Raw genomic sequence first — 19,812 nt, 5'->3', positions numbered from 1 at the left:
GACCAGTTTGCGTGACATGGTTGAAATATAAATAACTGCGCAAAAATGCGCAACTCATATTGAAACTGTTCGAGCCCTACACCCCTAATCCACAAACAGATCCCCGATGCACTGTTGCCCTTTCGGGCAAACCCCATTGCCCCTTCGTCCGATAGTCTCCTTGCCGTTGCAGTGGGATCATCAGGAAAAATGCGACTGACCCGTTCGTCGGATATTTTAGTGCACTGGGAAAGAGCCAGTCGCTTGTCTGATCAACCTGTTTCGGGACACCGCGTGGCTGGAAGCCATCGACGCCGCGATCACAAGCCGCAATGAAGAGCCCGCTGTAATTTCAGTTCCCTACGTCTCCAAATCTGTACCCTACTCCCACACTTGGACGCGGAATTCTGATGCCACTTCTGTAACGTGGAGAAAAGTGCTTATGCGATACAACAAAGGAACGCCCCCGAAATCGTCCCTGATGGCAGGGCTCAAAACCGCCGGCTCGATCCTGGCCCTAACGGCCTGTCTCGCCGTCGGCAGCGTCCAGGCTGCCGACCAGGGATCTCAGCAGCACGCCAAGGGCGAATACGATAGCGTTACCGCCATCTATGAGGTGGTCGAGGGTGACGAGCTGATGGTGATCGGCGAACGCTTCGAGGTTCCGTTGGACACCCTGAAGGCGATGAATAACCTCACCTCGGACCTGATCAAGCCCGGTCAGAAACTGACGGTCACGACGGGCGCGACGACTGTCTCAGCCCTGGAAAAATCACCAGAGCAGGCGCAGGTACAGGGGCATGCCGCCGATGATCCGCTGTCCGCTTGGAACGACGGGCCGGCGAAGCAGGCGATCATGGCCTTCGTGAAGGAGACCACGACGCCGGGAAGCCCGACGTTCGTGCCACCGGCAGAGCGCATCGCGACCTTCGACCAGGACGGTACGCTTTGGGTCGAGCACCCCATGTACAGCCAGGTCGTCTACTGCCTGGAGCAGGTTCCGGCAGTGGTCAAAGCGAAACCGGAGCTGGCGACGGTGGAGCCCTTCAAGACCGTGCTGTCTGGCGACCGGGAGGCCATCGCCAAGCTCCCCATGGACGACCTTTTCAAGATCCTCGCCGCCACGCTGACCGGTATGAGTGTCGACGAGTTTAAGGCTGAGGCGGAGAAGTGGCTCGCAACCGCCAAGAACGCGCGCTGGAACCGGCCCTACACCGACCTCACTTACCTGCCGATGCAGGAACTCCTGGAGTACTTCCGCGCCAACGGGTACAAGACCTACATCGTCACCGGCGGCGGCCAGGACTTCGTTCGGGTGTATTCCGAGTCCGCTTACGGGATTCCACCGGAGCAGGTGGTCGGCAGCGCCGGAGAGACCAAATACGGCTATGGCAAGGACGGCCAGCCGTTTCTCACCAAGGAGCCGAAACTGCTCCTGAACGACAACAATGCCGGCAAGCCCGAGGGCATACACCTGATGATCGGGCGCCGGCCCCATGCGGCCTTCGGAAACTCCACCGGTGACCGTCAGATGCTGGAATACACCAAGGCCGGTGACGGCGCGAGGTTGTCGATGATTCTGCTCCACGACGACGCCAAGCGCGAGTACGCTTACGGACCGGCGCAGGGGCTGCCCGACACCAAGGTCGGCACCTTCACCCAGGCGCTGTATGACCAGGCGCAGAAGCAGGGCTGGATCGTGATCAGCATGAAGACCGACTGGAATCGGATTTTTGCGTTTGAGGAAAAATAGAACTCAGCGGGCCGGCGGCGGCCAGTCCCGAACCGGGTTAAGCTTTGCGGCCTGATTTTGAACCCTGCGAGGAAAACTCATGCCCGATCCCCTGTCCGCCGGCCGGCACACTGCCACCTCCGAGTTGCCGATCTTGTCTGACGCCCGGGGCATGGCCCCGGTTGTTTCGTACCTCATCGCGGCGACCCTCGCTCTGCTGTTGCTGCCCGCTGTGCCGGCACTCGCGGCCGATGAGGCCGCCGCCAACGGCTATATCGGCAGCGCACGCTGCGGCACCTGCCACGCCGCCGAATTCACGGCCTGGCGCGGCTCCCACCACGATCTGGCGATGGCCGAGGCGACGCCGGATAACGTCCTCGGCGATTTCGACGACGCCAAATTCACCGCCCACGGCGTCACCACGCGCTTCTACCGTGATGGCGACGCCTTCCGGGTCGATACCGACGGCCCGGACGGCAAGCCCGCGAGTTATTCCATCGCCTACACCTTCGGCTGGACGCCCTTGCAGCAATACTTGATCCGCTTTCCGGGCGGGCGGCTGCAAGCGCTCGGCATCGCCTGGGATTCACGCCCGGCGGACCAGGGCGGCCAGCGCTGGTTCCACCTCTACCCGGACGAGGCGGACTACGGCCCAGATAACCCGCTGCACTGGACCAACCGCGACCAGACCTGGAACTACCAGTGCGCCGAGTGCCACTCCACCGGCCTGCACAAGGGCTACGACCTCAGCACGGACGCCTACACCACCACCTGGGCCGAGATCGACGTCGCCTGCGAGGCCTGCCACGGCCCCGGCGCCGCGCACGCAAAGCAGGCCGAGGCCGCAGCGGCGGGCGATGCCGAGGCCTGGGACGCTCACAAGGGCCTGACGCCGGACCTCGTCGACCGCGACAACCCCACCTGGGTGCAGAACCCGAAGACCGGCCTGCCGCACCGCGAGCCGTCCCGCAGCAGTCATGCTGAGGTCAACACCTGCGCCCGTTGCCACGCCCGCCGCGGCCAGCTCCACGTCCCCTACACGCCGGATGCGCCGCTGGAGGACACCCATCGGCTGGCCTTGCTGGGAGAGGGCCTGTATTACGCCGACGGGCAGATCCAGGACGAGGTTTTCGTGCACGGCTCCTTCATCCAGAGCCGCATGTTCCACCAGGGCGTCACCTGCAACGACTGCCACGACCCGCATTCCCTGCAACTGCGCGCGCCCGGTAACGCCGTCTGTGCCCGCTGCCATGCGCCGACCCGCTACGACAGCGCCGAGCACCATCATCATCCGATGACCGATAGCGCCGGCGCCAAGGGCAGCGGCACCGCCTGCGTCGACTGCCACATGCCCGAGCGCAACTACATGGTCATCGACGCGCGCGCCGACCACAGCCTACGCATCCCGCGCCCAGACCTCTCCGCAGCCCTGGGCACGCCCGACGCCTGCACCGGCTGCCATACCGAGCTGACCCCGGCGCAGGCGGCGGCGCAGGTGCAGACCTGGTACGGCACACCCAAGCGCCCGGCGCACTTCGCCACCGCGCTGCACGCCGGCCGCAGCGGCGCGCCGGACGCCGCCGCAAAGCTCGCCAAGCTGGCGGCGGATACAGAGGCGCCCGCGATCGCCCGGGCGACGGCCCTGGACCTGCTTGCCCAGCAGCCCGACCCCATCGATCCAGCCCTGTTGGAAGGTCTCGCCAAGTCCGATTCCCCGCTGCTACGCGCTGCCGTCGCCCGCGCCCTGGAGCGCCTGCCGCCGCAGAACGCGCTCAGCATCGGGCTTGAGCTGCTGGACGACCCGACGCGCCTGGTGCGCATCGACACGGCCCGCGCAATGGCCGCTTACGCCCGCTTGGAGGCCAACATCCCCGGCCGTGAATCTCCGTTGCGCAAGGCCCTCGCACCGGCGCTCGCCGAGTACCGCGAGGCCCAGCTCACCAGCGCCGAGCGCCCGGAGGACTGGCTCAACCTCGGCGTGCTCGACAGCCTGCTGGGCGACTCCGATGCCGCGGAGCGCGACTATCGCCAGGCGCTAGCGCTGGAGGCCGACTTCACGCCCGCTTACGCCAACCTCGCCGACCTGTACCGCGCGCTCGGGCGTGACGACGACGGTCGCAGGGTGCTTGAACAGGGACTCAATCAGGCCCCGGACGACGCCGATCTGCTGCACGCACTGGGTCTCCTGGAGATCCGCACCAAGCACCTGCCCGCCGCAGTGGAACTGCTCGGCCGCGCCGCCGCGCAGGCCCCGGAGCAGCCCCGCTACGCCTATGTCCATGCTCTGGCGCAGGAGGCGAACGGCGACCCGCGTGCGGCCATCGCCACCCTCACGGCCGCCACCGACCGCCACCCCAACGACGCCGAGATCGCGCTCGCGCTGGTGAGTCTCAACGTCAAGGCCGGCGACCGGAACGCTGCTATCACCTGGGCGGAGCGCTACCTAGCCCACTTCCCGGATCCGTCCGGGCAGGTCAGCACGCTGCTGACCCAGCTCAAGGGCGCTGCCGACTAGCGTTTTTTGCGGGCGCCGCCAATTCCCACGGTGGCTCCCGAATCACTTGCTCGTAACTTTGGACTGGGAGACATGATGAAAAAGACCTTGCTCAAGCTCGTTCCGCTGATTGCAGTGTCGGCCTGGATGCCCGGCGCCATGGCGGCCGCCGAAAAGCCCAATATCCTCGTCATCTTCGGTGACGATATCGGCATGTGGAATGTCGGTGCCTATACCCACGGCATGATGGGCCAGACGCCCAACATCGACCGCATCGCCAAAGAGGGCATGCTGTTTACCGACCACTACGCGCACCCAAGCTGTACCGCCGGACGGGCCGCGTTCATCACCGGGCAATTGCCGGTGCGCACCGGTCTGACGACCATCGGCATCCCCGGCTCAAAACTGGGCCTGCAGAAGGAAGACCCGACACTGGCCGAGGTGCTGAAGCCGCTTGGCTATGCGACCGGGCAGTTCGGTAAGAACCACCTCGGTGACCGCAACGAGTTCCTGCCGACCGTGCACGGTTTCGACGAGTTCTACGGCAACCTCTATCACCTCAACGCCGAGGAGGAACCAGAGCAGCTCGACTACCCAGGGGTGAAGAATCCCGAGTTCACAAAGAAGTTCGGCCCGCGTGGCGTCCTGCATTGCTGGGCGACGGACACCGACGACCCCACCGATGACCCCAAGTTCGGCCCCATGGGCAAGCAGCGCTGTGAGGACACCGGTGCGCTCACCCGCGAGCGCATGAAGACCGTAGACAGCGAGTTCCTGAAGGCGGCCGAGACCTTCATCGAGAGCAGCGTCAAGGAAGACAAGCCCTTCTTCGTCTGGTTCAACCCCACCCGGATGCACATCTGGACCCATGTACCGACGGAGTACATGCAGAAGGCCGTCGACGAGGGGCGCCCCGAGGACGATGTTTACCGCGCAGGCATGATCCAGCACGACGAAGAAATTGGCCAGTTGCTGAAGAAGCTCGACGACCTGGGAGTTGCCGACAACACCATCGTGGTCTACTCGACCGATAACGGCTACGAGCTGATGTTTTGGCCGGACGGCGGCTATTCGCCCTTCCGCGGCGAGAAGGGCACGACCTGGGAAGGCGGCGTGCGGGTGCCGATGCTGGTCCGCTGGCCCGACAAGATCCCTTCCGGCAGCGTCTCCAACGCCATCCAGAGCCATGAAGACCTCTTCGTCACCCTGGCCGCGGCCGCCGGCGAGCCGGACCTCAAGGACAAGCTGCTTGAGGGCGCACAGATGGGCGACATGACCTACAAGGTCCACCTGGACGGCTACGACAACCTCGATCTGTGGACCGGCAAGACGGACAAATCCGCCCGCAAGGAGTACTTCTATTACGACGAGGCGACCCTCACCGGCGCGCGCGTGGGCGATTGGAAGATGCTGTTCGGGGTCAAGGAAAACGGGTTGTGGTGGGACCCCATCGTTTATCCCTCGGCGCCCTATCTGTTCAACCTGCGCATGGACCCCATGGAGCGCTTCGACCCCCTGTCCCACGAATGGGGCTATATGGGCCGCAAGTTCTTAGCCCAGAAGATGTGGACCCTGGTCCCGGCACAAGGGATCATCGCCGAGCACATGAAGAGCCTGAAGGAATGGCCGCCGCGCCAACGGGCCGAGTCGCTGAGCCTGCAGAAGGCCACGGAGGCGGTGATGCGGCAGCTTGAGAACAACCCCGGCCAGGTCTGGTAAAACCAATCCCCGCAGGCTTGACTGCCGGCATGGAGTCCGGCAGTCGGGTTGGGGATCATCCAGCTCTCTTGCAACAAGGGAACGGTCTGTGCGTGATCCAAGCCGTGCAGCGCCGTGATCTCATGCCTCAGCATGTGCGTTGACCAGTCCTGAGGCACGCCTGCCCCGATCAAGCCATTCAGAGCCAGGGTAGCGGTCCACATAAGGTTAGCGCGTACCCCCTTAAAAGGGCTGCGCCAACCGGCCTACAAATCCGATCCGATTCACTTTAACCGAGAGGGCTATCGTGCCTTGGCCGATGCCATCCATGAAGTGCTGGTTCGGGAGGAGGCGTTTTGAGTGGTGGTCGCTCGCTCTCCCGCTAAGCTCGACCAACGCTCGGGGTCGGGGAGCGTCGCTCCGATGTCACCGACTTCGTGGTGTGGCAGCTCAGCGAGGACTTGGCCGAAATGAGTAGCCGCCGAGCTGATTAGCGAATTTTATGTTTATACTAAACTCACTTTGACAAAAGTGTTTTTTGTAGCATGATTTTCAAAAATGAAAAGCCATCCGGCTTAGAGTCCATCGCTTTTTTGCGTCAGCGTGCGGATGATGTCCTGGCCGCGCTCCGTGACGATGTCTTTGCCCCTGATGGCGTAAAGACGCTCCGGCGCCTCTGGTCGATTTCGGAGACCGCTGAACTGGTCGGTCGCAGTCAGCAATCGATCCGCTTGGCCGAAGCCGAGGGTAAGCTGCCAGCGCCAGAGCGTTTAGATAGTGGTCGACGTGGAGGCTATAGCCTAGAGGCCATCAATCGCATGCGCGATCATTTTGGAACGCGTCCATGGCGTGCCGCCAGCGATGAACCCGTGATTCTGAGCTTTTCGAATTTCAAGGGAGGGGTCGGTAAGTCGTCACTAGCCTGCCATTGCGCGCAGTATTTCGCCATCTTGGGCTATCGGGTACTGGTCGTCGATCTTGATAGCCAGGCCAGCACGACCACGGTCTTTGGCTTCAATCCCGACCTGCAAATCGCCCAAAAAGACACGATCGCCCCCTATTTACTGGGACAGCAACACAGCTTGCACTATGCGATCCGCTCGACCTACTGGCCTGGGATCGATCTGATTCCAAGCGCCCTGCACTTCTACGGCACGGAATATGAACTGGCAGCTCAAGTCTCAGGTAATCTGGAACTGCTGGAGACGCTGCGGGCGGGAATAGACGGCGTGGCAGGCGACTATGATTTGATCATCCTGGATCCGCCGCCGGCATTGGGTCTGGTATCGATCAGTGCGCTGGTAGCTGCCAATGCACTGGTCATCCCCGTTCCACCCGCCAACATCGACTTTGCCTCGACCGCGCACTTCCTGGGCATGGTCATAGATACGCTGAGCACGCTGCGCGGCCAGGGACTCGAACCCCACTATAAGTTCGTGCGCGTGGCACTGTCGAAATTCGACGAACGCAAATCAACCCAAACAGCCATCGTCGAGATGATGCGCCAGGTCTTCGGGGACTATTTATTGAGCACACCAGTCAAGGATTCCGCCGAGATCGACAATGCCTCAGCGCGCTTCGAGACCGTCTACGAACAACCTGTGGCACTTACTTCGCGTGAGGTCAAACGCCGCTGCCTCGCTTATCTCAACGGGATCAATCGTGAAATCGAGATCCTTATCCGTCGCTCCTGGCCGAGCCATCATGAAGCACTGCGCAAGATCGGCTTGATGTAGGAGATCCGTCATGTCGAAGAATCGCAGTCTGTTCTCAGGTGTCGCTGATCGTGTCCAGCGGGAGGAGCGCAATGAAGCCACGACTCTGCCCGAGCGTTCGGGTCCATTCAGTGCCAATCTGTCGGGCATCACCAACCCACGCGCGCCCGGACAACCGGAGGCCGTAATCCGCAAGACGGCGATCGAGCGCCACATTCTGCTCGATCCCGCGCGATGTCGACCTTGGGTGCATCACAATCGGGTCTATGAGTTACTCGACGAGGTGCGCTGTGCTGATCTGATCGCGGGCTTCCGCAGCGTTGGTCGTCAGCAACGCCCAGCTATCGTGCGCACACTACGCGCCGAGGCACGCCTGGGACCGGATGGTCAAGCCCACGACTTCGAGATCATCTCCGGGGCACGCCGCCACTGGACAGTCTCCTGGCTGCAGGCACATGGGGAAACCAATGCGGCTGGCGAACCCTTTCTTTTTCTCGCTGTGGTCAGGGATGACCTCGATACCCTGGCAGCCTTTGAGTTATCCGATGCCGAGAACAGAGGCCAGCAAGACATCTCAGACTATGAACGTGCGCGCGAATATCGCTGGGCACTCGATCAGCTCTATGCCGGCAACATCTCGCGGATGGCTCATGCCATCCAAATGGATCGCTCGCATCTGAGCCGACTCCTGGACCTGACCGAGATGCCGCCGGACATCGTGGCTGCCTACCCCTCGATTCTGGACATCCGGGTCCATCATTGGCGCAAGCTGGCCCGGTTCTTTTCCGAGGCGGAGTCTAGTCAGGCGGCGGAACGCCTGCTCGACTGCGCACACTCGATCAGTCGATCGCGTACCCTGGGTCATCCACAGGTTCCAGAAACCGGCGCACAGACCTTCGAGCAGCTGTTAAGCGCGGCACTGGCAAAGAAACGCGAAGCGCCTCGCAGCCAGGTGCTCACAACGATCAAAGCTGAAGCAACGGGTAAGCTGGCACTTCGGGTCAAACGGACCTCGCGTGGGATCACGGTCGATCTGCCGCATGCATCCGGCGCTACGAAGGAGGAAATCTACACAGCATTGCGCCAAACGGTCGATGAATATTTCGAGCCGTGACGGATTTGGTGGGTGTGTCGGGATCGACTGTGGCAATTGCCACAGTCAATCTACCTGAATCCTGTCTGCATACCCGGTCATTTCCAGATAGCCGCGTCCGATCTCGCGTCCGGTCTCAAAAACACGCACGGCGCCCTCCCAATAAATGGTTCCCGTTGAGCGACGGCTGTCGAGTTCCTGGTCGTCCATCAACGGGTGGAGGTTGTAGCCACGATCGCCGATACGCAGATGCCATTCGACTGGATACTCGATCCCGGTACGCGGCGATCGCCAGCGCCGAAGCGGGGACAATTCGACCTGCTCTGGTGCGAGCGACTGGATACGGCCATCAGGGAAGCGCCGGGTGGCACTTGCCCAGAGTGCCGTGCCATCGGGCTGACGCATCCGAAAAGCCATAATGGCACCGCCGTCGTCCAGGTTCAGGCCAACCCAATCCCAACCGTCGGCGCCGTCGGGACTGTAGGCGCTCGACCATTCATGGTCCATCCAAGCGCGCCCGCTCACTGCCTGTCGGCGGCCGTCAAGCGTCACATGACCGTCGACCTGCAACTGTGGTCGGCTGTAATAGTAGCTGGCGTGGTGTGGGTCGGGCGCCTTGCGGCTGAACCCCTGGTCGCCGTTGAGCATGGGCGTTCCGGTGAAGGCGAGCCTGAGATCATAGGCGAAGTCCTCCGCGTTCACTCGGGTGACATAGCGGTCATCTATCTGCTCGAATGACCAGTCATCGAGCCAGACGTGCGCCCGATCCTTAGCATATCCGGCGCGCTCGAAGCCCGTGCGGGCGGCACGCTGATCATGACGCAAGCGACCCAATCGAGGATCGGCGATGGCCGCATGGGCTAGCAGCAACTGGCGTGGAGCGAAGGCGCTCAGGTTGTCCTCGCCGATTCCGGTGCGCACGCGGAAGAAGGTGGTTTGAAAGCCGAACGGATCGCCGTCCGGCTCGGTGAGCCAACCGGTTACATACCACCATTCAGTCCGAAACCCTGGGTGGGCCCCCTCATCGTCCGGAAAGCGGAGGACGCGTCCGGGGAGTACGGCGTCAAACGCGGCCTCCGGGATGGCGGATCCAGTCGTCGGCGCGGTCGCCGCCAGGATCTGGGTCAGGGGCAAGCCGGCAAGGGCGAGCAAGCAAGCGCGTCGATTCATCACCAATCCTCACGCACGGCCAGCACGGCATCCTCGCGCATCGCCTGCCGGCCCGCGAGTACCGCAGCCAGGCTGGCCAAGGTTGCGAGCGTACCTGCAAACACGAGCAGCGATACCCAGGGAACGTGCAGATCCATGCTCCAGTGAAAGCTTTGACGATTCACGACCTCGATCAAAATCCAGGCAATGGCGCCGCCAACTGTCAGTCCGCCAAATATTCCGATACCGGCGGCCAGGCTGCCTTCGAGGGCGAGCAGGCTACCGATCTGGCCGCGCGTCAGCCCCAGGTGGCGTAGCAGACCGAACTCCCGGCGCCGCGCCGCCGCGAGTGCGGCAAAGCTGGCCGCCACACCCGCCAGGCCGATGATGACGGCGGCAGCTTCCAGAACGTAGGTCACGGCGAAGGTGCGGTCGAAGATCCGCAGACTGCGGGCGCGAATTTCGCCGGGGACGGTGACCTCCAGTGCGCCCGAGCCGCCCGCCGCTTTTAGCGCCTCGGCCACGCCGAGCGCGTCGGCACCAGGCGCAAGCCAGATAGCGGCATCCTGCGCCGAGCGATCACCAGTCAGGCGCCGGTAGTCGGCGAGATCCAGCATGAGACTGCCGGTCTGGCGCGCGTAATCGCGCCAGATACCAGCCACCCGGACCTGCACCTCGGATCCGGCCAGCGGCAGCCGGACATGATCCCCTGGACGCCAACCCCGGAGGTCGTACAGGGCCTCGGAGATCCAGACCGCCGTCTCACCCTCAGCCACCGCTCGGGCTGAGCCGACTAAGGGGAGTTCGCGTCCATCGGACGAAACGGGTCGCGCCAACAGGGCGACCGGGGGTTGACCGGGCGCCAGTCGCAGGCTGTCATGGCGAGTGAACTGGACGCGGGCCACACCGGACACGTCGGTGAGCTGCACCTGAAGCGCTTCGCTCAGGACACCGCCGCTCTGGGCGCGGCCGGCGCGCAGATAGAGGTCAGCGGGAAGGATCTGGCCGAGCCAGACATCGACCGAGTCGCGCAGGGAGCTGACCATGATCGCCATGGCCGCCACCAGGGCCACACTGGCGAGGACGCCCGTGGCGGCAACCGCACTCATCCCCGGGGCCGCCCGCAACCGGGCGGCGGCGAGCCGCACCGGTACCGGTCCCCGCAGCGGCACGACCCGCGCGAGTCCCGACGCGAGCATCGGCAGCCACAGGACACTCCCGGTCAGCAGGCCGAAGATGGCCAGATAGCCCCCGATCGGCAGCCCCAGGATCGGCGGCAGGACACAGAGCGGCGCACTCGCGACTATCAGGATGAGTCCAAGCCCTGGGTACCCGCGCCGCTGGGACAGGGCCGAATCGTCGCTCGCCTTGAGCGCCTGTGCCGGCGCGACGCTGGCCGCTTCACGCGCCGGGAGCCAGGCTCCGGCCACTCCGGCCCCGACGCCGAGTAGCACATAAATCCCGCTGGCCCAGAGGTCGAATTTCAGCGTTGGCGACAAGCCGGCGAAGAATCCGGCCCCCAGGTCGCCGCCGAGGAGCTTGAGCAGACCGAAGGCGAGGCCATGGCCGAGCACTACACCGACCACGGAACCCAAGAGCCCCACAAGCGCCCCTTCCGCCAAAAGCCAGAAAAAGAGCTGATGGCGGGCCAGCCCGATCGCACGCAGGAACGCTAACTCGGTATGCCGTCGCACGACCGACAGTGCTTGCGCCGAAAAGACCAGGAAGGCGCCGGTGACCAGTGCCATAGCCGCCAGCAGGGTAAGATTGACCCGGTAAGCGCGCGAGAGATTCGCCGCCTGGCCCTCAGCGGTTTGCGGGGCCTCAAGCCACACGCCCGCTGGCAGTAATGGCGCCAGCGTGGCACGGGCCGTCTGGGCGTCGAGGCCGTCGACCAGTCTCAGATCGATGCGCGTCAACTGCCCGATCCGTGCAAAGTGTTTCTGAACCGCCGCGATGTCCATGACAGCGAGCTGGGGATCCTCGGCAGCCCCGGGCAGATCACCGGCCACCCGTAGCTCGAGCGGCTGGGTACCGGCATAGACGCGCAGCCGGTCGCCAGGCTGGACGGCGAGAACGGTCTGAGCAGCGGCACTGAGAAAGAGATTGTTTTCGGCAAGTGCCGCGAAGCGGGCCTCACGCTCGGATTGACCGTCAAGTTTCGCAGGCTGTGGCCAGAGCGCGGGTGTGACGGCACCGAGCGCGAACAGATCAAGGCCAAGCACGTGGAGCGTATCCGTACTGCCGATACGCTCGGTCCATACCTCCAGCACGGGACTGGCCTGCGCGACTTCGGGGCGTGCCGCCAGCCGTGCGTAGAGTGCCTCGTCGAAGCCGCCGCGCGGCCCGACGACTTGGAGGTCAGCGACTCCCGACAGGGTGCGCAGACCGCGCCCAAACTCAGCAAGCGCGGCCTGATTGACCGCCTGTACCGCCATCCCCAGTGCGACCCCCAGCACGATGGCGGCGAAGGACAACAGTGTCGCCGCGCGACGCCGCACCAGCGAACCGAGAAAGACGGGAGCGAGCCTCACCCGCGCAGACCCTCGGGCGTGAGTTGTAATACGCGGTCGGCGCTTCTGGCGGCGTCCGGCGAGTGGGTGACCAGGATCCCCATGGATCCGGCCGTCCGGATACGCTCGCCTAGCAACCTCAGCACACGGGCTGCATTCGTGGGATCCAGGTTGCCCGTAGGCTCGTCTGCCAGAACCAGGCGTGGACTGTGCACCAGGGCGCGGGCAATGGCGACGCGCTGCATCTCCCCCCCGGACAGCTCACGCGGCCAGCTCTCGGCGCGGTCGGCCAAGCCCACGGCGTCGAGCAGGCATTCGGCCTGACGATCCGCCCACGGTCCGCCCTGTCCCTTGAGCCAGAGCGGCAAGGTTACGTTCTGACGCAGTGTGAGATGCGGCAGGATATGGAAGGCCTGAAAGACGAAGCCAAGCTTGTCCCGACGCAGTCGCGTCAATGCCTCCTCGCCGAGCGCGGCGTAGTCCTCGCCATCGAGTGCGAGGCGGCCGCGATCAGGCCGATTCAAACCGGCGATCACATTCAACAGCGTGGACTTGCCGACTCCAGACTCGCCGGTGATGGCGACATACTCGCCTGGCTCCAGGCGCAGTGAGATGGCCTTAAGGACCGGGCGGTTATTGAACTGGCGGTACAGGTTTGAGATTTCGAGCATGGAGTGTGGAGAACCGATACAGCTAGAAGAGGTTGGGCCACGATATCTACCTAGGGTTGTGTCAGTGCGGCGCGACAACAAGATCACCAGGCTCCGTCAGTCCTGATGCGTTGATCTTACGTCGTGCCCCCCGAATAAACGCACGCATGAGTCGATTCCGGCGTTGAGCTGGCCCGCCATGACCATGGATCTTCCGGTCACGGTTGCCATTGAGTCACCCGTTCGTTATCCTGCCGGCCCTTATTTGTCACTCCATCCGACGTTTAGGAGTCATCCGCCAGTGTAGACATTCCGGCTCGCCTAGCGTTCTCTGAATGCTTCGTCTAACCATCGATGCGATGCCGCGCCCCTGATGTCCGCGCTGTTCACCGACTCTATCGGGTTCTCTGCTCGAACCGCACGCCGCTCAGGCACTTGGCCTTCGCGTTTTACTCCCTCGCCGATTCGTTCGGCTTCATCCGCGAAGGAATCCATCCCGCATGAACTCCATCCGCCAGGACTGGTTCTCCAACGTCCGTAACGATCTGCTAGCGGGCCTGGTGGTCGCGCTCGCATTGATCCCCGAGGCGATCGCCTTTTCAATCATCGCCGGCGTCGACCCCAAGGTCGGACTCTATGCCTCGTTCTGTATCGCCACGGTCACCGCTTTCGTTGGCGGGCGTCCGGGCATGATCTCGGCGGCCACTGGCGCCATGGCGCTGGTGATGGTGACCCTGGTCAAGGATCATGGCCTACAGTATCTGCTCGCGGCCACAGTGCTGACCGGCGTGCTCCAAATGTTGGCCGGGGCGCTGCGGCTCGGAACGCTGATGCGCTTCGTCTCACGCTCGGTGGTCACCGGTTTCGTCAATGCCCTGGCAATTCTGATCTTCATGGCCCAGCTCCCGGAGCTGACGGGAGCAAACGCGACCTGGCAGGTCTATGCGCTGGTCGCCGCCGGGCTGGCGATCATTTACTTGTTCCCTTATCTGACCAAACTCGTTCCCTCGCCGCTGGTGACCATCCTGGTGCTCACTGGGGTCACGCTGTATCTGGGACTCGATGTGCGCACCGTGGGCGACATGGGCCAGTTGCCCGACAGTTTGCCGGTGTTCCTGCTGCCGGATATCCCGCTCAACCTCGAAACGCTTCAGATCGTCTTCCCGGTCTCGGCCACGCTGGCGGTGGTCGGCCTGCTTGAATCATTGATGACAGCCACCATCGTCGATGATCTCACCGACTCCAGCAGCAACAAGAACCGCGAGTGCGTCGGTCAGGGCGTGGCTAATGTTGCCACGGGCTTTCTCGGCGGCATGGCTGGCTGCGCCATGATCGGTCAGTCGGTCATCAACGTGAAATCGGGTGGACGCGGGCGGCTGTCGACGCTGACGGCGGGCGTGTGTCTGCTACTGATGGTGGTCTTTGCCGGTGAGTGGGTGGCACAGATCCCGATGGCGGCGCTGGTCGCCGTAATGATCATGGTCTCGATCGGTACCTTCAACTGGGCCTCAATCCGTAACCTGCGCGAACATCCGCTGGCGGCTAACGTCGTGATGCTCTCGACCGTCGTGGTGGTGGTCGCCACCCATGATCTGGCGCAAGGGGTGCTGGTCGGCGTGCTGCTCTCGGGCTTCTTCTTCGCCAACAAGGTCGGGCAGGTGCTTTATGTCGGTTCGGTATCACTCGACGCTGGACGCACCCGTGCTTATCTTGTCACCGGTCAGGTGTTCTTCGCCTCGGCTGACCGCTTCGTCGCCGCGTTCGATTTCAAGGAAGTCATCGAGCGGGTGCGCATCGACGTCAGCCGCGCCCATTTTTGGGATATCACGGCTGTGAGCGCGCTCGACAAGGTGGTCATCAAATTCCGCCGCGAAGGCACCGAAGTCGAGGTCATTGGTCTCGATGCGGCCAGTGCCACCCTGATCGACAAATTCGCGGTGCACGACAAGCCCGACGCCGTCGAACGCCTGATGGACCATTGAGAGGAGACAGACCATGCATGACGAAGACAAGATCCTGGCCTGTGTCGATCGCTCGCACTTTGCCGACACCGTGACCGAAGCGGCGGCTTGGGCTGCACGACGTCTGTCGGCCCCGATGGAGTTGCTGCATATCCTCGATCGCCATCCCGAGGTTGGCAGCGGCAAGGATCATAGTGGCGCCATTGGCTTCAACGCCCAGCAGGCGCTGTTGACCGAATTAGCCGCAGAGGATGCCGCGCGTAGCAAGGCCGCGCGCGAACAGGGTCGGCTCTTTCTCAATGGGCTGCGCGAACGGGCCATTGCAGCCGGCGCGGTCGCGCCCGACGTGCGTCAGCGCCACGGAGATCTACAGGACACGCTAGTCGGGCAGCAGGCCAGCGTGCGGCTGTTTGTACTCGGACGTCGCGGCGAGTCCGCCGAAGCGACCCAGCGCGACCTCGGGCGCAATGTCGAGCGCGTGGTGCGCGCGCTCAAGAAACCGATCCTGGCCGTCACCGAGCAGTTCCAGGAGCCGCGCCGGGTGCTGATCGCCTTCGATGGCGGCGGCATGGCCAAGCGTGGCGTCGAACTGGTGGCCAAAAGTCCTTTGTTTCAGGGACTGCCTGTGCATCTGCTGATGTCGGGCAAGGCCACCAAAGACGGTGCCAAACAGTTGGAGTGGGCCAGAACCACGCTGGAGGCCGCCGGTTTCGAGGCCTCAGCGGCCCTGATTCCAGGCGATGCAGAGCGCCTCATTGCCACAGCTGTGCGTGAGCAGGAGATCGATCTGCTCATCATGGGCGCCTACAGCCATTCGCCGATTCGCACCCTGCTCTTCGGCAGCAAGACCTCTGATCTGCTGCGTTCGGCGCGTGTTCCAACACTGCTGCTGCGCTGAGCGGGTTTCCATCGCAGCCGTGTCTTGACCAGAATCAAAAGCCAGCGGCAGGGTGGAGATGCGCATCGCCGACCCGCAGGGCCAATGGCTGTCCGACGGCGAGCATGAGCGCGGGGTTAGCCTGCAAATTGGCGTGAAATGGTTAGAGCGAGGACGCAAAGACTGAAAGACTGAGAACATGCGGAAGAATCACAGGGGATGATTCTAAAAAACGTTCATCCCCGTCGTGGCGATTCACAGCCGGACCAGCGTCACATCAAACGCTCGCTCCTCTAACGGCGATGCACCTCAATTTCCCGATGGCGTTGTGTTGATAACGCCGACCATCCATCCGATTGAACAGCTTTCCTAAACCACTGAATGAAAACCCTACGCGTTCTTGCCTGGCTGCTGCTGGCGGTGGTTTTGCTCTTGGTGGGCGCCATCGGCTATCTGCCGGTTTATCTGCAGGCACACAAAGCGGACCTAGAAACCGCAGCGGCTGATGCTCTTGGGCGGCCTGTTGCGATCAACAACATCGCGCTGGGCTGGTTGTTGCATCCACGGCCGGGCCTGTCGATCGTGCTGAACGGGCTGCGGGTGTCGAATCCAGACTGGGACACCAACCCAACGCTGGGGCCTCACCTGCTGGAGGCCGAGCGGGTCGATGTAACCTGGCAGTTGCAGGCACTGTTGCACCGACAGATCCGCATCGACCAACTGGTGATCCGTGGTGCGCGCGTGATGCTCCAGAAGACCGCTGATGGCCGCGATAACTGGCAACTTGGTGCGAGCAAAGGCAAGCGGGCCGGCAAGATCAGCCTTCAGGTTCCGACGGTGCAGGTGATCGATTCGCAGATCACCTTTGCATCCCCAAAGGCACCAGTTCGACGCGCCGATATCACCCGGCTTCAGCTCGATGGGCTAGATGCCGAGCCTTTGGTTCTCCAGGCAGAACTGACGATCAATCAGACGCCGCTGACGTTGAGTGCTCGCGCGGGTGCCGCAGATGCTCCGACCGGCGCCCGCTGGCCCTTCCAGATCCAGGCGCAGAGTGCCGAGACCCACGTTGAGCTGAGTGGCAGCGCCCCCGCACCGTTCGCGACCACCGGGCTGGATGCCAAACTCCAGCTGCGGGGGCCGACGGCGGTACCGCTTGGGAAAATTGCCGGCATCAATGGGCTACCGGCGGGACCCTTTCGGCTCGAGACAGAGCTGAGCTGGGACGACCAGACCCTAGAGGCCAGCGCGATCAACGGATCATCGGAGGCGGATGTCCTGCCCGCGCCGTTGACCATCAGCGATGGCGAGATTAGCCTCCCGTTGCATGGTCCCTGGTCCTTGCGAATGACGGGGAAGCTCGGCAATCGGCCGGCGACGCTGCAACTGGCATCGGTCGCCGCGCCCAAGGCCGTTGACCAGACGACCCGCACTCAACCCACGGGGGGCGAGGCGACCGGCGTGCTGGCAATCAAGGCTACGCTTGCCGAAGGCCGCTTCGACGGCGAGCTGCGGCCAGCATCGAGTAATGCCCGAGCACTGCTCAGCGGCACGCTCAACGTTGGGACGGTCTCGTTGGTCGACGGCGCGCCGGGTAAAGCGTCCAAGTCCAATGCCAAGGGAACCTTGGTATCCACGGAAAGCAATCTCAACGCGAGAACCGAGCCAACAACCAAGGCAGCGAAGGCCCTGGCCTGGGCCGACAGGCCGCTGCCGTTCTCATCGCTGACCCAGATCGATGCGGACCTGGAGCTTGCCATCGAGGCCCTAACGTGGCAGCGGATCAACATGCGCCGAATACAGGCTCAGGCCAAACTCCGCGACGGTCGCCTGCAGCTCGACGGGGTGCGGCTAACGCTGCCCGGATTGACTGTCAGTGGCCAGGCACTCGTCGACGCCATCCCCAAGGTACCCGCGCTCAAACTCAAGTTGAAGACAGACCGCATCAACCTAGCGCAAGCCCGCTCGATGATGGCCCGGAGTCCGGAGTTGAGCGGCAGCATCGTCGGCTTGAGCCTGGATGCCGAGGCGAGCGGCACGACGCCAGCGACGCTGATCCAAGTCCTGCGCGGCACCCTGGAGGCCAAATCGGTGCGGTTGCTACCGCCCGCCAAGCGGGGCCAAAGGGCCATGGCAATCGAGCTCGCTAGCCCTAAGCTACAGGTCAACGCCGGCCAGGCGATGAGCTTCAAGACTGGTTTGGTATGGCCAAGTCAGGACCGGTCCGTACAGGCCATCAACCTGATGCTAACCGGCGGGACACTGGCTGATCTGCTACCCGGGGGGCGGTCTTGGCCGCAGATAGACGTCATTGTCAAGACCAAAATAGACGAGCATCAGCTGAACATCCGCGGTCATCTGGGGCCGCTCGCAGCCATCCGCACCGGTCGCGACTTGATGCTTGACCTGAGCCTGACCGACAACATCGGCCGAACCGAGGCCCTAACCGGCACCCTAACCGGAACGCTCGCCCGACTCAACAGCCTGGCAGGCAGCCAATTCCAGGCGCAGTTCACCGGGGAGAGTCTGGCCGCCTTGCATCCCGGACTCCCCGCGCAACCATTTTCGGCGAAGGCACGTCTCCAGGGTCAAACCCAACAGATCGAGCTACTGGACCTGAAGGCAAGCAGCGCGGGGAGTGATGTCGCCGGGGACGTGCGCATCGGCCTCGGCGAGCGTTTGCGGATCGACGCCAATCTGAACGCTGACACGTTGAACCTGACCCCGTTCTTAGCCAAGAACTCAGTCTCGACCGACGAGTTGACCGGCCTGGACGGCGGCGGCGCTCAGCGATTCAGGCGCGGCACTAGCGGCGAGCAGTCGCTGCCGTTGGACGGACTGAAAGTCTTCGACGGTTCACTTAAACTGAGCACCGGCCGCGTCGAACTTGGCGACTTCGACATCGACAATGGTACGCTGGATGCGCGCATCGACGCCGGGCATCTCGTCCTGTCAGCCAATGCCGCTCAGAGTGGCCTATCCGTCGACCTGGAGCTGCAGCCCGGCCAGACTGACTGGGGGTTTGATCTGCACCATCAGGGTAAGCTCAACCTCAGTCGGCTGATCAAGGCAAAGAATCAGCCGTCACTCTCCGACGTGCCGATCGGTATCGAGGTCCGCCTGCACGCTATCGGTTCCTCCATCCCTGCCCTGCTGCGCTCCGCCGATGGGCGCGTAGAGCTGGTTCTGGGGGCCGGGCAGCTGGACCGAAAGGCCTCCCAGCTGCCGTTCGGGGGCGTGGTGGTCAACCTCCTCGACGCCGTCAATCCGACCCAACTCAGCGCGATCCGCGTCCGCAAGGACTTTCTGAGCCTCCAATGCGCCGTGTTGCAGTTCGATATCGCGGACGGCATCGCCACCAGCAAGCACGGGTTGGCGCTGCAAACCGAAAAACTTAATGTGTTAGGTGGCGGCGCTATCAAGCTGGAGACGGAAGAGATCGAGCTGCGCTTTAAGACTGTGAAGCGCGCCGGGGTTGGACTCAGCCTGCTCGGCGTCGCCGACCGATTTGTCGTCGTCGACGGCACGCTGAAGCACCCGCACGCCACCATCGACCGCGAAGATCTATTCATCGAAGGTGCAGCCGCCTGGGCCTCTGGCGGCCTGAGTTTGGTAGCCGATCAGATCATCCAACGCCTGACTGACTTCGGCAATCCGTGCGAGACGGTGCTGCGACGGGATGCATCGGACCAGTAACCCTACACCGTCGAGTTTCAGTATTTCAGTGCCACGACACCTACAGTGGAGATCGCTGAAGCCGAGCGTCTGATGCACCTTTTGTGCGGTTGGGTGGCGCAGGCCATTCAGGAGGCACGCCCTAGCCGAGCAGAACGACGACAACCGTGTCCGTAGAGCGATCCCAAGCGCCTGCTTCGTCGCATCCAGATCGTGCATAATAATGAATACTATCCCTGCTCGACGTCGTCCAGGATCAGGTCGATAATCCGGTGT

At 63.2% G+C, this 19,812-nt stretch carries 11 protein-coding genes; 8 read left to right on the top strand and 3 right to left on the bottom strand.

The features are described from left to right. Positions 1 to 421: 421 nt before the first annotated feature. The 5 genes from GJ668_RS14645 (at position 422) to GJ668_RS14620 (ending at position 8,732) form a co-directional block, all read left to right on the top strand. Complete coding sequence (locus GJ668_RS14645) at positions 422 to 1,732, top strand: haloacid dehalogenase-like hydrolase (protein WP_155450879.1); 1,311 nt, start codon at positions 422 to 424, stop codon at positions 1,730 to 1,732. A gap of 79 nt (positions 1,733 to 1,811) precedes the next feature. Continuing rightward, entirely contained in the window at positions 1,812 to 4,226 is a 2,415-nt protein-coding gene (locus GJ668_RS14640) for a tetratricopeptide repeat protein (RefSeq protein WP_155450878.1), read from the top strand. A gap of 75 nt (positions 4,227 to 4,301) precedes the next feature. Then, positions 4,302 to 5,924, top strand: a complete 1,623-nt coding sequence (locus tag GJ668_RS14635; protein WP_155450877.1) for an arylsulfatase — start codon at positions 4,302 to 4,304, stop codon at positions 5,922 to 5,924. Between the two features lie 710 nt (positions 5,925 to 6,634). Further along, positions 6,635 to 7,639, top strand: a complete 1,005-nt coding sequence (locus GJ668_RS14625) for an AAA family ATPase (protein ID WP_222930798.1) — start codon at positions 6,635 to 6,637, stop codon at positions 7,637 to 7,639. Positions 7,640 to 7,649: 10 nt separating this feature from the next. Continuing rightward, complete coding sequence (locus tag GJ668_RS14620) at positions 7,650 to 8,732, top strand: ParB/RepB/Spo0J family partition protein (protein ID WP_155450875.1); 1,083 nt, start codon at positions 7,650 to 7,652, stop codon at positions 8,730 to 8,732. Between the two features lie 45 nt (positions 8,733 to 8,777). Here GJ668_RS14620 and GJ668_RS14615 read toward each other — a convergent pair whose 3' ends face one another. From GJ668_RS14615 to GJ668_RS14605, 3 genes are read right to left on the bottom strand one after another with little or no spacing between them, the layout of a single operon-like run. After that, positions 8,778 to 9,881 (bottom strand): lipocalin-like domain-containing protein, encoded by a 1,104-nt coding sequence (locus tag GJ668_RS14615; RefSeq protein WP_155450874.1) that lies wholly within the window; start codon positions 9,879 to 9,881, stop codon positions 8,778 to 8,780. Further along, positions 9,881 to 12,394 (bottom strand): FtsX-like permease family protein, encoded by a 2,514-nt coding sequence (locus tag GJ668_RS14610; RefSeq protein WP_186343124.1) that lies wholly within the window; start codon positions 12,392 to 12,394, stop codon positions 9,881 to 9,883. The genes GJ668_RS14615 and GJ668_RS14610 overlap by 1 nt, the downstream gene beginning before the upstream one ends. Beyond that, complete coding sequence (locus tag GJ668_RS14605) at positions 12,391 to 13,044, bottom strand: ABC transporter ATP-binding protein (protein ID WP_155450873.1); 654 nt, start codon at positions 13,042 to 13,044, stop codon at positions 12,391 to 12,393. The genes GJ668_RS14610 and GJ668_RS14605 overlap by 4 nt, the downstream gene beginning before the upstream one ends. Before the next feature lie 479 nt (positions 13,045 to 13,523). Between GJ668_RS14605 and GJ668_RS14595 the strand changes: the two genes are divergently transcribed. The 3 genes from GJ668_RS14595 to GJ668_RS14585 all read left to right on the top strand — a co-directional run bounded on the left by GJ668_RS14595 (position 13,524) and on the right by GJ668_RS14585 (position 19,557). Next, the gene (locus tag GJ668_RS14595; protein WP_155450872.1) at positions 13,524 to 15,005 is read left to right on the top strand and encodes a SulP family inorganic anion transporter; all 1,482 of its coding nucleotides are present in this window, start codon (positions 13,524 to 13,526) and stop codon (positions 15,003 to 15,005) included. 13 nt (positions 15,006 to 15,018) lie between these two features. Next, positions 15,019 to 15,882 carry a universal stress protein gene (locus GJ668_RS14590; protein WP_155450871.1) on the top strand — a complete coding sequence of 288 codons (864 nt, stop codon included), beginning with the start codon at positions 15,019 to 15,021 and terminating at the stop codon, positions 15,880 to 15,882. 360 nt (positions 15,883 to 16,242) lie between these two features. Further along, positions 16,243 to 19,557: an AsmA family protein gene (locus GJ668_RS14585; RefSeq protein WP_155450870.1), complete on the top strand. Its 3,315-nt coding sequence runs from the start codon at positions 16,243 to 16,245 to the stop codon at positions 19,555 to 19,557. Positions 19,558 to 19,812 lie beyond the last annotated feature (255 nt).

The organism is Allochromatium palmeri (assembly GCF_009720725.1).
In the GTDB taxonomy this organism is placed as follows: domain Bacteria; phylum Pseudomonadota; class Gammaproteobacteria; order Chromatiales; family Chromatiaceae; genus Thermochromatium; species Thermochromatium palmeri.
The sequence above is the reverse complement of the archived record's forward strand: the minus strand, read 5'-3'. Positions and strand labels throughout refer to the sequence as shown.

What these genes read in the sequence shown, in the direction of transcription:
- GJ668_RS14645 (WP_155450879.1), top strand. Translation starts at nt 422, where the DNA reads ATGCGATACAACAAAGGAACGCCCCCGAAATCGTCCCTGATGGCAGGG.
- GJ668_RS14640 (WP_155450878.1), top strand. Translation starts at nt 1,812, where the DNA reads ATGCCCGATCCCCTGTCCGCCGGCCGGCACACTGCCACCTCCGAGTTG.
- GJ668_RS14635 (WP_155450877.1), top strand. Translation starts at nt 4,302, where the DNA reads ATGAAAAAGACCTTGCTCAAGCTCGTTCCGCTGATTGCAGTGTCGGCC.
- GJ668_RS14620 (WP_155450875.1), top strand. Translation starts at nt 7,650, where the DNA reads ATGTCGAAGAATCGCAGTCTGTTCTCAGGTGTCGCTGATCGTGTCCAG.
- GJ668_RS14615 (WP_155450874.1), bottom strand. Translation starts at nt 9,881, where the DNA reads ATGAATCGACGCGCTTGCTTGCTCGCCCTTGCCGGCTTGCCCCTGACC.
- GJ668_RS14605 (WP_155450873.1), bottom strand. Translation starts at nt 13,044, where the DNA reads ATGCTCGAAATCTCAAACCTGTACCGCCAGTTCAATAACCGCCCGGTC.
- GJ668_RS14595 (WP_155450872.1), top strand. Translation starts at nt 13,524, where the DNA reads ATGAACTCCATCCGCCAGGACTGGTTCTCCAACGTCCGTAACGATCTG.
- GJ668_RS14590 (WP_155450871.1), top strand. Translation starts at nt 15,019, where the DNA reads ATGCATGACGAAGACAAGATCCTGGCCTGTGTCGATCGCTCGCACTTT.
- GJ668_RS14585 (WP_155450870.1), top strand. Translation starts at nt 16,243, where the DNA reads ATGAAAACCCTACGCGTTCTTGCCTGGCTGCTGCTGGCGGTGGTTTTG.